Annotated in this window: 9 protein-coding genes; 2 read left to right on the plus strand and 7 right to left on the minus strand. The window is 62.0% G+C overall.

Features of this window, described 5'->3' with window-relative positions:
• Nucleotides 1-11: 11 nt before the first annotated feature.
• The 5 genes from E9536_RS34175 to E9536_RS34200 all read right to left on the minus strand — a co-directional run bounded on the left by E9536_RS34175 (nt 12) and on the right by E9536_RS34200 (nt 8,236).
• Nucleotides 12-521, minus strand: coding sequence for an Lrp/AsnC family transcriptional regulator (locus tag E9536_RS34175; protein ID WP_011661374.1), 510 nt, complete (start codon nt 519-521; stop codon nt 12-14).
• Nucleotides 522-769: 248 nt separating this feature from the next.
• Nucleotides 770-2,557: a dihydrolipoyl dehydrogenase gene (gene lpdA / locus E9536_RS34180; protein ID WP_136472331.1), complete on the minus strand. Its 1,788-nt coding sequence runs from the start codon at nt 2,555-2,557 to the stop codon at nt 770-772.
• Nucleotides 2,558-2,831: 274 nt separating this feature from the next.
• Entirely contained in the window at nt 2,832-4,166 is a 1,335-nt protein-coding gene (gene aceF, locus E9536_RS34190; RefSeq protein WP_226113945.1) for a dihydrolipoyllysine-residue acetyltransferase, read from the minus strand.
• Between the two features lie 162 nt (nt 4,167-4,328).
• A complete protein-coding gene (gene mdeB, locus E9536_RS34195; RefSeq protein WP_011694457.1) occupies nt 4,329-7,043 on the minus strand; it encodes an alpha-ketoglutarate dehydrogenase in 2,715 nt (904 codons plus the stop codon).
• A 215-nt stretch (nt 7,044-7,258) separates the two neighbouring features.
• Nucleotides 7,259-8,236 carry a helix-turn-helix transcriptional regulator gene (locus tag E9536_RS34200; RefSeq protein WP_011548540.1) on the minus strand — a complete coding sequence of 326 codons (978 nt, stop codon included), beginning with the start codon at nt 8,234-8,236 and terminating at the stop codon, nt 7,259-7,261.
• Between the two features lie 703 nt (nt 8,237-8,939).
• Here E9536_RS34200 and E9536_RS34210 point away from each other — a divergent pair.
• Nucleotides 8,940-10,289: an MFS transporter gene (locus tag E9536_RS34210; RefSeq protein WP_011694456.1), complete on the plus strand. Its 1,350-nt coding sequence runs from the start codon at nt 8,940-8,942 to the stop codon at nt 10,287-10,289.
• Between the two features lie 74 nt (nt 10,290-10,363).
• A complete protein-coding gene (locus E9536_RS34215) occupies nt 10,364-11,536 on the plus strand; it encodes a porin (RefSeq protein ID WP_011548543.1) in 1,173 nt (390 codons plus the stop codon).
• Between the two features lie 75 nt (nt 11,537-11,611).
• On the opposite strand, the gene E9536_RS34220 is transcribed toward E9536_RS34215, so the two are convergent.
• Together E9536_RS34220 and E9536_RS34225 are read right to left on the minus strand one after the other, a co-directional pair.
• Nucleotides 11,612-11,902 carry a DUF4148 domain-containing protein gene (locus tag E9536_RS34220; protein WP_011548544.1) on the minus strand — a complete coding sequence of 97 codons (291 nt, stop codon included), beginning with the start codon at nt 11,900-11,902 and terminating at the stop codon, nt 11,612-11,614.
• Nucleotides 11,903-12,278: 376 nt separating this feature from the next.
• Complete coding sequence (locus E9536_RS34225) at nt 12,279-12,458, minus strand: hypothetical protein (protein ID WP_124675975.1); 180 nt, start codon at nt 12,456-12,458, stop codon at nt 12,279-12,281.
• Nucleotides 12,459-12,651: the final 193 nt, after the last annotated feature.

Here is a 12,651-nt window from a genome sequence, read left to right on the forward strand (position 1 = left end):
ACGCGATGTGATCACGACGCCTGCGCCAGTCCATGAATCTGGATAGGCCGCGTCTTGTCGATGGGAAGCGTCGTCTTGTTGGCAAGCCGTTTCAGGACGACGTTCGAGCGAACGCTGGCCACACCGGGAAGCGACGTCAGCTTGTGCGTGATGATGTGTTCGAGTTCGACGAGATCTCTCGCCACCACCCGCAGCAGATAGTCGGTTTGCCCGGTCATCATGAAGCAGTCCATGACTTCGGTGATGCCTCTGACCGTGTCGGCAAAACTCTCCCGCGCCTGCATGCCCTGCCGCTCCAGACTGATCTCGACGATGGCCATGATGCCCAGGCCGAGCAGGGACGCATTGAGCACGGCGACGCGTCGGCTGATTACACCGAGACGCTCCAGATTTCTGACCCTGACGAGACAGGGAGAGGGCGACAGGTTGACTCGAGCCGCCAGTTCGAGATTCGTCAAACTTGAGTCCTCCTGAAGTTCACTCAGGATGCTAAGGTCTATCCTGTCCAGCGCAACGTTCATAGCCCGCGTCTCCTCTTTGCACAAGGCTCCGGTGCCCTGAAGTTCGAACGCTCGCTTGCGCGGCAGAACATCGATTTCCGCTCCAGCAGGCATTCGAACAACATCACCTGATGAACAAGTTTATGCCTGGCAGCTCCGCGGAAAATTCTGATAAAAAGTCGAGTTATCACCAAAAACGGTCATTGTCGCCGCACGCTCGGGAAAACCCGCAACTCGTCATACTTGCGACACGCAAGCCGAGATGGCGATCAGGCCTTTCTGGGCGGCGGCAAGTCCGTGCAGACGCCTTCATACAATTCGGCGGCCATGCCGACCGATTCGCCGAGCGTCGGGTGCGGGTGAATCGTCTTGCCGATGTCTTCGGCGTCCGCGCCCATTTCGACTGCGAGACACACTTCGCTGATCAGGTCGCCCGCGTTCAGGCCCACGATGCCGCCGCCGATCACGCGATGAGTTTCCTCGTCGAAGATCAGCTTCGTGAAGCCTTCGTCGCGGCCGTTCGCGATCGCGCGGCCCGATGCGACCCACGGGAACACCGCCTCGCCGTACTTGATGCCTTCGGCCTTGCACTGATCTTCCGTCTTGCCGGCCCATGCCACTTCCGGATCGGTGTATGCCACCGACGGAATCTGCAGCGCGTCGAAGTACGCCTTTTCGCCGTGCGCGGCTTCGGCTGCGACGTGGCCTTCATGCACGGCCTTGTGCGCGAGCATCGGCTGGCCGACGATATCGCCGATCGCGAAGATGTGCGGCACGTTCGTGCGCATCTGCTTGTCGACGTCGATGAAGCCGCGCTCGGTGACCGCGACGCCCGCCTTGTCCGCGCCGATCTTCTTGCCGTTCGGGCTGCGGCCTACCGCGACGAGCACAAGGTCGTAGCGCTGCGCTTCCGCGGGTGCCTTCTCGCCTTCGAACTTCACGTAGATACCGTCTTCCTTCGCTTCCGCGCCGACCGTCTTGGTCTTCAGCATCACGTTGCCGAAGCGCTTCGCGTTGAACTTTTCCCAGACCTTCACGAGATCGCGGTCGGCGCCCATCATCAGGCCGTCCATCATTTCGACGACGTCGATCTCGGCGCCGAGCGTCGAGTACACCGTCGCCATTTCGAGGCCGATGATGCCGCCGCCGATCACGAGCATCCGCTTGGGCAGCTGGCGCAGCTCGAGTGCACCGGTCGAATCGACGACGCGCGGGTCTTCCGGCATGAACGGCAGCTTCACTGCTTGAGAGCCGGCGGCGATGATGGCCTGCTTGAACTTGACGATCTTCTTGCCGTTGTCGCCCTGCACTTCCATGTGGAACGGGTCGACGAATGCGCCGATGCCGGTCACGACTTCGACCTTGCGCGCCCTCGCCATGCCGGCGAGGCCGCTGGTCAGCTTCTTGACGACGCCGCCCTTGAAGTCGCGCAGCTTGTCGAGGTCGACTTGGGGCTTGCCGAACGTGATGCCGTGCGACGCGAGCGCTGCGGCTTCCTCGACGACCAGCGCCGTGTGCAGCAGCGCTTTCGACGGGATGCAGCCGACGTTCAGGCATACGCCGCCGAGTGTCGAATAGCGTTCGATGAGCACCGTCTTCATGCCGAGGTCGGCGGCGCGGAACGCGGCCGAGTAGCCGCCGGGGCCGGCGCCGAGCACGAGCATGTCGCACTCGATGTCGGCTGAGCCGCCGTAGCTGCCGGCTTGCGGCGCCGGAGCGGCAGCGGCTGCGGCTGCGGCCTGTGCCGGAGCCGCAGCCGGTGCCGCGGCCGCGACGGGCTTGGCGGGCTCTGGTGCTTTCGCCGGTGCGGTGGCGTTTGCGGACGCTTCGACGAGTGCGATCACGGTGCCTTGGGAGACTTTGTCGCCGGCTTTGACTTTGATTTCCTTGATGGTGCCTGCGATGTGGCTGGGCACTTCCATGGATGCCTTATCGGATTCGAGCGTGAGGAGCGTTTGCTCTTTTTCGATCACGTCGCCGGGTTTGATGTTGACTTCGATGACATCGATGCCGTTGAAATCGCTGATATCTGGAACTTTGACTTCGATGAGACTCATGTACGTCCCCTTCTTGTTGGCTACGGAGAGAGGGAATGGAAACTCGCGCGATGAACCGGCCACGGCCTGACAAGAGAACGCGAACCTGGGCAGAACCACCTTTGCTGTCCGCCCAAGGACGCGCCTTTCTTTTGGTTACTTTTCTTTGGAAGACAAAGAAAAGTAACCGCCGCCCCGCGCAGGGGCGACGCTAGCAGACCGTATGCAAAACAGGTTCAACGACAGTACGGGGCGCACCGACAAAAACGCACGCCCCCGCGAGCCCCTCTTCTCATCAAAGAATGATGCGACGGAAATCCGCGAGCAACGCGCCAAGATAAGCATTGAACCGCGCGGCTTCGGCGCCATCGATCACGCGATGATCGAACGCCAGGGAAAGCGGCATCGTCAACCGCGGCACGAACTGCTTGCCGTCCCACACCGGCTTCATCTGCCCGCGCGACAACCCGAGGATCGCCACTTCCGGCGCGTTGATGATCGGCGTGAAGTGCGTGCCGCCGATCCCGCCGAGCGACGAGATCGAGAAGCAGCCACCCAGCATCTGATCGGGCTTGAGCTTGCCGTCGCGCGCGGCCTTCGACAGCTCGGCCATTTCCTTCGCGATGTCGACGAGGCCCTTCTTGTCCGCATCGCGGATCACCGGCACGACCAGACCGTTCGGCGTGTCGGCCGCGAACCCGATGTGGTAGTACTGCTTGAACACCAGGTTGTCGCCGTCGAGGCTCGCGTTGAAGGTCGGGAATTTCTTCAGCGCGGCCACCACCGCCTTGATCACGAACGCGAGCATCGTGAACTTCACGCCCGCCTTTTCGTGCTCCTTGTTCAGCTGCACGCGCAGCGCTTCGAGCTCGGTGATGTCCGCTTCGTCGTTGTTCGTGACGTGCGGGATCATCACCCAGTTGCGATGCAGGTTCGCGCCCGAGATCTTCTTGATGCGCGACAGCGGCTTCGGCTCGAACGGGCCGAACTTCGCGAAGTCGACCTTCGGCCACGGCAGCAGGTTCAGCTCGCCGCCGCCTGCCGGCGCGGCTGCCGCGCCCGGCGCCGCGCGCTGGCCCGACATCACGCCCTTCACGAAGCCCGTGATGTCGTCCTTGGTGATGCGGCCCTTCGGGCCGCTGCCCGACACGCGCGCGACGTCGACGCCGAGCTCGCGCGCGAACTTGCGCACCGACGGCGATGCGTGGCTGGCGCGAGACGGCTCGCCTTCGCGCGCCGGCGCGTGATGCAATGGCGCGGATGCGGAGTTCAGTTCGGGCGCCGGCGCAAGCGCCGGCACCAGCCCTGTCGCGACATTCGCCGACGGACACGCGAGATCGCGCGCAGCCGAGGCGGCCGCAGGCACAGGCGCCGCGTCGTCCTGCCGCTCGCCGTCGCTGTCGAGCAGCGCGATCAACGTGCCTTGCGACACCGTCTCGCCGACGGCGACCTTCATCTCCTTGATCACGCCAGCGGTGGGACTGGGCACATCCATCGTCGCCTTGTCCGACTCGAGCACGACGAGCGACTGCTCCCGTTCGACGCGTTGTCCGACTCCCACCAGAACTTCGATCACGGGGATGTTCTTGTAATCGCCGATATCCGGCACTTCTATTCGTGTCACCCGCACATTCGTCTCCAACAGCAAGCATTTCAACAGTCAACGCCCCCTCTTCATCAGGTCGGACGCACTTGATTCGATCGGATTTCCCGCGATGGACCGATGGACGCGCAAGGCCTTCGAGCAGCCACTTCGCGCGCCGCTCGCACGACGCTCACCGGTCAACGGGTGCTAGACCAGCCAGGGTTCGGTCAGCCCGGTTCCGCTTCGCCCGTATCGGTCGATCGCCTGACGCACGACGTCAGGGTCCTGCCGGCCCTCGTCGACGAGTGCTTTCAGCGCGGCGATCACGATCGACGCACGGTCCACTTCGAAGAACGCACGCAACGCCGCACGTGTATCGCTGCGCCCGAAGCCGTCGGTGCCGAGCACGACGTAGCGGGACGGTACATACGCGCGGATCAGCTCGGGCACGGCGCGCACATAGTCGGTCGCGGCGATCACCGGTCCACGTGCGGCGCCCAGGGCGGCCGTCACGTAGGGCACCGCAGGCTCGCCGTGATCCAGTAGCCGCTGCGCACGCTCCGCGGACACGCCGTCGCGATGCAATTCGGTAAAGCTCGTCACGCTCCAGACGGCCGCGTCGATATTCCAGTCGTCTTTCAACATCCGTGCCGCGGCCTGGACCTCACCGAGAATCGCGCCCGAGCCGAGCAACTGCACCTGCGCGATCTCGATCTGCGCGGGCTCCAGCACGTACATCCCCTTGAGCACGCCGCTACGGACGCGATCGAGATCCGCTTCAGTCAACGAACGTTGTGCGTAGTTTTCGTTGGTGACCGTCATGTAGTAAAAGACGTCGCGCTGACGCGCGATCATCTCCTGCATGCCCTCGTCGACGATCATCGCCACTTCGTACGCGAAGGCCGGATCGTACGCGCGGCAGTTCGGTATCGTCGAGGCCGCGAGGTGGCTCGTGCCGTCTTGATGCTGCAGACCTTCACCGCCGAGCGTCGTCTTGCCGGCCGTCGCGCCGATCAGGAAACCGCGCGCGCGCTGATCGGCAGCCGCCCAGATCAGGTCGCCGATGCGCTGGAAACCGAACATCGAGTAGTAGATATAGAACGGCAGCATCGTCAGATCGTGCACGCTGTATGACGTCGCCGCGGCAATCCACGACGACACCGCGCCCGCCTCGGAGATGCCCTCTTCCAGAATCTGGCCGCCGGTATCCTCACGGTAATAAAGCATCGAACCCATGTCTTCCGGCTCGTACAGTTGACCGAGCGGAGAATAGATGCCGATTTGCCGGAACAGATTCGCCATGCCGAAGGTGCGCGCCTCGTCGGCGACGACGGGCACCACACGCGGCCCCAGCTCGGCGTCCTTCAACAGGTTGCCGAGCATGCGCACGAACGCCATCGTGGTCGACATTTCCTTGTCGTTGGTATCGAGCGCGAATCGTCCCCACGACGACATCGCGGGCACGGCCGGCGCGTGCGACGCCGCTGTGCGCCTGCGCGGAAGGTAGCCGCCCAGCGCCGCACGGCGCGCGTGCAGATACTGCATGACGGCACTGCTTTCGTCCGGCTTGTAGAACTTGAGTTGTTCGACATCGTCGTCGGAGAGCGGCAGGCGAAAGCGGTCGCGAAACGCCTTCAACTGTTCGATGTCGAGCTTCTTCTGCTGATGTGTGGTCATGCGCCCCTGGCCGATCGAGCCCATGCCGAAGCCCTTCATCGTCTTCGCGAGAATCACCGTAGGTTGCCCGCTGTGTTTCGACGCCTTGTCGTAGGCAGCGTGCAATTTGCGCACATCGTGGCCGCCGCGCCGCAGGCGGTCGATATCGTCGTTGCTCAGATGCGCGGCGAGTGCGGCCAGTTCGGCGTTCTGACCGAAAAAGCGGTCACGATTGTAGGCACCGTCGTTGGCGGAAAAAGTCTGGAACTGGCCGTCCACGGTGTGCGCGAACGCGCGCAACAGCGCCCCACTGCGATCGCGTGCGAACAGGGGATCCCAGTCCGAACCCCACAACACCTTGATGACGTTCCAGCCCGCCCCCGTAAACTGCGCCTCGAGTTCGTCGATGATGCGGCCATTGCTGCGCACCGGTCCGTCGAGCCGCTGCAAATTGCAGTTGATCACGAACACGAGATTGTCGAGCCGCTCGCGCGCGGCCAGCGACAGCGCGCCGATCGCCTCGGGTTCGTCCATTTCGCCATCGCCGAAATAGCCCCACACCTTGCGGCCTTCCGTGCGTTGCAGTCCGCGGTTCTGCAGATAGCGCATGAAGCGCGCCTGGTAGATCGAGTTGATCGGCCCAATGCCCATCGAGCCGGTCGGGAACTGCCAGAAGTCCGGCATCAGCCACGGATGCGGGTAGGAACACAGGCCCGCACCGGTGATTTCCTGTCGGTAATGCTCGAGATGCGCTTCGTCGAGAAAACCTTCGAGGTAAGCCCGCGCGTAAACGCCCGGCGCGGAATGGGGTTGAAAATAGACGAGATCGCCACCGTTGGCATCGTTCGCGCCGCGAAAGAAATGATTGAAGCCCACTTCGAACAGGTCGGCCGCCGACGCATAGCTGGCAATATGCCCGCCGAGTTCACCGTAGGCGCGATTGGCCCGCACGACCATGGCCAGCGCATTCCAGCGCAGCGCGGCGGCAAGCTTTTCTTCGATATCGAAGTCTCCCGGATACGGCGGCTGCTGAGCGACGGCGATCGTATTCACGTAGGGCGTGACATTGAGGCGCGCCGTTGCGATACCGTTGGACGACGCGTGGGCCGCGAGCCGATCGAACAGGTACTGAGCCCGTTCGGCACCGGCATGCCGAACCACGCCATCGAGCGCATCGAGCCATTCGGCGGTTTCGAGTGGGTCGTCGTCGACTTTCGTCTGGCCCAGGGAAAGGATCGAGGGTGTCCCCGTCGATAAGTCGGTCATCTTGCAACTCCGTAAAAGCAATGCGAGTTCAGTGGCGAGTGCGCAAAGATTACGGGGGATGCCGCAGAATGTGTGGTCGTATTGAAGGCCGCCAAAGCGGTATCGGCTGCAGTGTCTTCTGCGGAATGCGCGATCTACAGCATTTCTATTCGATGCGCGCGGTCTCGCATGGAGAACCCGGCGTCACGGGCGGGAAAATGGGCGAAGGCGCGGCTTCATGCATCGCCCACAACGTCCGCTGCGCCATCCGCTCGGTCGTCCATCTCGGTCGCAGCCGCCGGCGCGAGCCCGGCCTCCGATTGCGTGCGAGCCAGCGCGGCGAAATAGCGGCCTGGCGAATGCCCGAGCGCTTTCTTGAACATGGTGATGAAGGCGGTTACCGACTCATAGCCGAGCTCGTCCGACACGCGTTGCACGGAAGCGCCGCCGGCAAGCTCGCGCACCGCAACGAGCAGTTGCAACTGCTGCCGCCAGCGGCCGAAGGTCAGTCCCGTTTCACTGACGACGAGTCTTGCCAGCGAACGCTCGCTCATGGCGAGACGCTTCGCCCATTGCGCGACGGTGCTGCGATCGCCGGGATTGGCGTTCAATGCGTCCGCCATCTGCCGGATGCGCGGATGATCCGTAACCGGCAGATAGAGGCGCTCGACCGGCATCAACGTCAGCTCATGCAACAGCACGCGCGCAAGCCGGTCGGTATGGCCGCCCTGCTCGTAGTCGAGCGGCGCACCGGCCAGATGCAGAATCATTTCGCGCAGCATCGGCGAAATGGACAGCGTGCAGCACTCCGTCGGCAAGTCGACGACACCGGGCTCGGCGAACAGATAGCAAAGCCGGGCATTGGGTGTCGCATGGTTACTGTGCGGCATCTCGCCGGGAATCCAGACGCCGCATTGCGGCGGGACGATCCAGAACGCGCCCGCGACCCGGCAGGTCACGGCGCCGTGCAACGCCAGCACCAGCTGCCCCTTCTGATGCTTGTGAACCGGAATTTCGGCAGCATGCTCGTCGACGTGCATGCACATCGCTACCGCCGGCCGATCGATCGCGTCCGGATCCGCAAAATCAGGAAGGCTAACGTAACGGTTCATATCGGGCATTCTAGCGACATGTTGAAATTGTGGCGAACGATGCGAAGCATAAGCAGGCACAGCCGCATCACGTGCCACGCTGGAATGGCGCCACGACTTCATTGCGCGAGACCGCCCCTTCCCGGACGCCCGACGTCCGGGCTCGCGCGTGAGCGGTTCGACGGTGTCGATGCCCATGCAGTCCGGTTCGGCCCCGATTGTGCTTCGTACATGGGCTGTGGCGCGTCACGTGCACGCTCGACGAGCCGGGCGAACCCCACGATGGCGTCGAGCAGATCGGCGTGGACGGCACCGCGAAGTTCAGCGGGCCACCGACCGCGAATTACGCTTCGATCGACCGCTCTCACCGCACAATCTGCCGAACGGAGCACCGCCGCGGCAACACAAGAATAATAAATACTGCCTGGACTGCGGCAATATTTCTCCGTGCAATCAAGATGACTTCACGATCCCGGCGCCCCGGATTTCTTCAAACGCAATGAAATACGGAGCGACGGAATAATAAATCAAGCGAGACAGTTTTTTCACACCAATACCGAACGGACGATGGCGCCGCACCATTGTGCATGGCGCTCGCCCCGTTCGGGACGGGACGGCACGGTCGTCGATCGAATCCGCCGGGCCGCCGCATTTGCATCAACAATCAGCTTCGTAAATTTATCAAGTATTCGTCGCATTAATCGTCGATTCTTCAATCCCATTTTAATGGCACCGAATGCTCGCCCATTCGCGCCACCACCTTTAACCCGGCAAGAAAATGCAATACCCGAAGTAAAACCTTTTCTTTTAACGCGAGGAGAACGATGTGGAAATACGGAAAATCAACGTCTACGACATCATCGACAGTCGCAGAATCGGCAGGAGGCAGTATTTCATCGTCGCCTTCTGCGCGCTGCTGATGCTTTTCGACGGCTTCGACACCCAGGTCATCAGCTTCATCGTGCCCGTTCTCGCGAAAGAATGGCAACTGCCCAAGGCGGTATTCGGCGCGATTTTTTCAGCGGTGTTCTTCGGGTTGCTGATCGGCAATTTCGGCATTCCGTTCGCGACCCGACGCTTCAGCACGAAGAAGATCGCTTTCGTGGCAACCGCTGCTTTCGGCCTGTTCACCGTCCTGACCGTCTTTGCCACCAGCGTGCCGCAGCTGATCGCCTTGAGGTTCCTCACCGGCATCGGGCTCGGAGCGGCCACGCCTTGCGCGGTGGGCCTCGTTTCGGAATTCAGCCCGAAGAGAACCCGCGCGACTTTCGTCATTCTCGTCTACATGGGATATGCGCTGGGGTTCATCTTCGCGGGCATCTGCAGCAGCGCGTTGATCCCGCGGTTCGGCTGGGAAGGCCCACTGTGGCTGGGCGGGCTCGCGGCAGTCGGCTTGACGGTGTTGCTCGTCCCGCTGCTGCCGGAATCCGTGGCCTACCTGTCGGCGAACGCGCAGCCCGGTGAATTGCTTCGTGCAACCAAGCGCCTCTTTCCCGATTTCACGCTGCAAGCGGACAGCGAACTGGTCACTCACGAAGAGAAGCCGGCAGACGCAAGTGTGCTCGGGTTGTTCTCCGCACAATTCCGCGTGGGGACATTCCTGCTGTGGGCCGTATTCGCCATCAACCTGGCCGCGTTCTATTTTCTGCAGAGCTGGCTGCCGACCGTTCTCGCGTCCATCTCGTTCCCACCCGCGCTCGTGGTCTGGGCGACCATCACCGTGATCATCGGCGGCATGGTGGCCAGTCTGCTGATGGGACCCATCATGGATCGCACGAGCCCTTACAGAATTCTGTCCGCGGTCTACGTCGGCGGCGCCGTGTCGATGTACGCAATCTCCATCGCGATCGGCTCATCGCATCTCGCTTTACTCACGACGATCTTCTTTTGCGGCTTTTGCATCAGCGGCGGACAAACCTGCGCGATCGCGTTGTGCACGCTGTTCTATAGCCCGGAATTGCGCGCCCCGGGCGTCGCGTGGGCCTACGGATTCGGTCGGCTCGGCGCCGCGGGCGGCACTTACCTCGCGGGCGTCCTGTACGCGAACAACTGGAGCGTCGACGCGATGTTTCGCGTGGCAGCCGCGCCAATCCTCATTGCAGCGGCTTGCGTGGCGCTGATGGGCGCTTGCTATGGCCTGACGAAGAACGGCCTGAAGAAATCCTTTTCGGCCTGACCGGTACCGCTCGCTGAATCGATGAACGTCAAGTGAACCGTTCTTTTGTATGGCCTTTTGATTGCGGAGATCTCATGAAAACCAAAAAAATCGAAATCATTGTCGGCTCGCTCGTGGGGCTGGCCAGTTCCGTCGCGCATAGCCAGAGCAGCGTCACACTCTATGGCGAGATCGACAACGGCATTCATTACCAGACCAACGTAGGCGGCGGCAAAGCCGTCTACATGGACTCGCTGGACGGCATCGACGGCAGCCGCTGGGGGCTGACCGGCAAGGAAGACCTGGGTGGCGGTCTCAAGGCGATTTTTACGCTCGAGTCCGGCATCAACGTGAACAACGGACAGTTTGCCCAGGGCGGCACGGCGTTCGGCCGGCAGGCTTTCGTCGGACTGAGCAGCGACACTTACGGCTCTCTCACCGCCGGCCGTCAATACGACATGGTGTGGTATTTCCCCGAGTTTCTTGCCGGATCCGCGGCGGTTGGCGACCTGCCGAGCGCGCATCCGGGAGATTTCGACAACACCAGCAACAGCGTGCGATTCAACAACTCCGTGCGCTACATGAGCCCGGACTTCCGCGGCTTCTCCTTTGGCGTCGAATATAGCCTTGGCGGCGTACCCGGCGACTTCACGTCGATGTCGGGCTATTCGCTTGGAGTCGGTTACACACACGGTCCGCTTCAGATCGGCGCGGCGTTCGATTACTTCAAACACCCGACCTCGACGCCAGGCAACGGATGGTTCACCAACTATGCAAGCGGCTTCAATCTGCTGGCCTCCTCTCTGAACTCGGCCTATCAGGTCGCGCAGGCCTATCAGGACGCCGTCATCGCGGCGGCCTACACGATCGGAAACGCGACGATCAGCGCATCGTATTCGAACGTTCAATACGCCAATCTCGGTGCGGGGTTCATGAACGGTACCGCCGTCTTCAACAACTACGACATCGGGTTGAACTACCGTGTCACGCCGGTCTTTTTCGTCGGCGTCGCGTACGACTACATGAACGCGCGGAGCGTCACGACGGCACAAGGCAATGCCGTCGGCAACCAGCACTACAATCAGGTGGCGTTCACGCTGGATTATCTGCTGTCGAAGCGTACCGACGTGTACTTCTCCGGCGGCTGGCAGCGCGCTTCGGGCACATCGTCGACGGGCGCGCCAGCCGTCGCCAACATCGGCGGCTCCGGAGATTCGTCGAATAACCACCAGATGGTTTATCGGCTCGCTATACGACATAAGTTCTGAGCGTGGCTCGCCCTGGAGCCTACATGACGATGCAGCGATATTGCAGCGCCAGCATGCGGACGCCAGGGTCATTGTTCAAGGCTGCTGGTTCGACGCCTGCAAGGATGGCGTCGCCACCGCGCCTGCATCGCGGACATCCCGATTCCGGCGAGCCTGCGCCATATCGGGCGGATAGGTCCGCTGCCTGGGCGAGTGAGTCGAAATCCAGCCGTCGCGTTCTGCCTGAACGAGTTCGGCCCGCACTTCGGCGCGCGTCTTTCCGCTCGTGACCACGGCCGCGGCGCAGCCCGCATCGACTACACCGGCGCTCGCGGCAAACGGGATGCACGTGACGAACCAGAGTATCGCTGCAATTGTCGTGCGCATGAGAATCTCCTTCCTTGTGAGGCCGTGGCGCCGCGCTCAGACGAAGCCATACATGGTGAACAACATGACGTACGGGATCTGCTGTCCCGCCGAATTGCAGACCATGACGTCGGCCCTCTGAATGGCGCACGCGGACACGATTGCCTTTGCGACTTTCGAAATGACAAGTTTCATGATGATTAACTCCCCAATCTGACCCGACCTTACGGTCGATCTCTCGGCAATCCGTCGATGGTGCTGAGCAGCGCTCGAAGCGCTGCATCATGGGTTCATGACGCATCGCGGCCATCGACATCGCACAACGCTTGTTCACTACCGGGTCGAAGCACGGGAACCCGGCACGTCGGTGCTTTGAAGCGTCTGCGTGATGCGTACTTTATCGACATCCAGCCAGCATGAATTTGTGGAAGATGACAACGCATCTGCAAAAACTGCCAGAGTTTTGCTGATGCACGATGTCCTGTCGGCGGTCCATTGCCGAACCGCGCGCCGATTCGAGGCGGTCGTTCGGAGACAGCGCCAAATGCCGGACGATCGGATCGGGATCGACTTTCATCTGCTTCGCCTGATCGTCGTCGAGCCGTCGGCCAAAGCAAAGTCGTCAACGTTCGCGAAGTAAAAATGTCACTTCAGACGTCGATACGGGGCATGCAGATTGCATGGACGAGCCTGACCGAGGCCCCACACGATGCACCTCGCACGCGCGAAAGCGCGGCGACGTGCATACTGGCGTGGCTCGCTCCACCCGC

Source organism: Burkholderia sp. LS-044, from assembly GCF_004803625.1.
In the GTDB taxonomy this organism is placed as follows: Bacteria; Pseudomonadota; Gammaproteobacteria; order Burkholderiales; family Burkholderiaceae; genus Burkholderia; species Burkholderia cepacia.

Bases quoted from the DNA above. Each gene is read 5' to 3' on its own strand.
- E9536_RS34175 (WP_011661374.1), bottom strand. From the start codon at position 521: ATGAACGTTGCGCTGGACAGGATAGACCTTAGCATCCTGAGTGAACTT.
- E9536_RS34215 (WP_011548543.1), top strand. From the start codon at position 10,364: ATGAAAACCAAAAAAATCGAAATCATTGTCGGCTCGCTCGTGGGGCTG.
- E9536_RS34220 (WP_011548544.1), bottom strand. From the start codon at position 11,902: ATGCGCACGACAATTGCAGCGATACTCTGGTTCGTCACGTGCATCCCG.
- mdeB (WP_011694457.1), bottom strand. From the start codon at position 7,043: ATGACCGACTTATCGACGGGGACACCCTCGATCCTTTCCCTGGGCCAG.
- lpdA (WP_136472331.1), bottom strand. From the start codon at position 2,557: ATGAGTCTCATCGAAGTCAAAGTTCCAGATATCAGCGATTTCAACGGC.
- E9536_RS34200 (WP_011548540.1), bottom strand. From the start codon at position 8,236: ATGAAGTCGTGGCGCCATTCCAGCGTGGCACGTGATGCGGCTGTGCCT.
- E9536_RS34225 (WP_124675975.1), bottom strand. From the start codon at position 12,458: ATGAAAGTCGATCCCGATCCGATCGTCCGGCATTTGGCGCTGTCTCCG.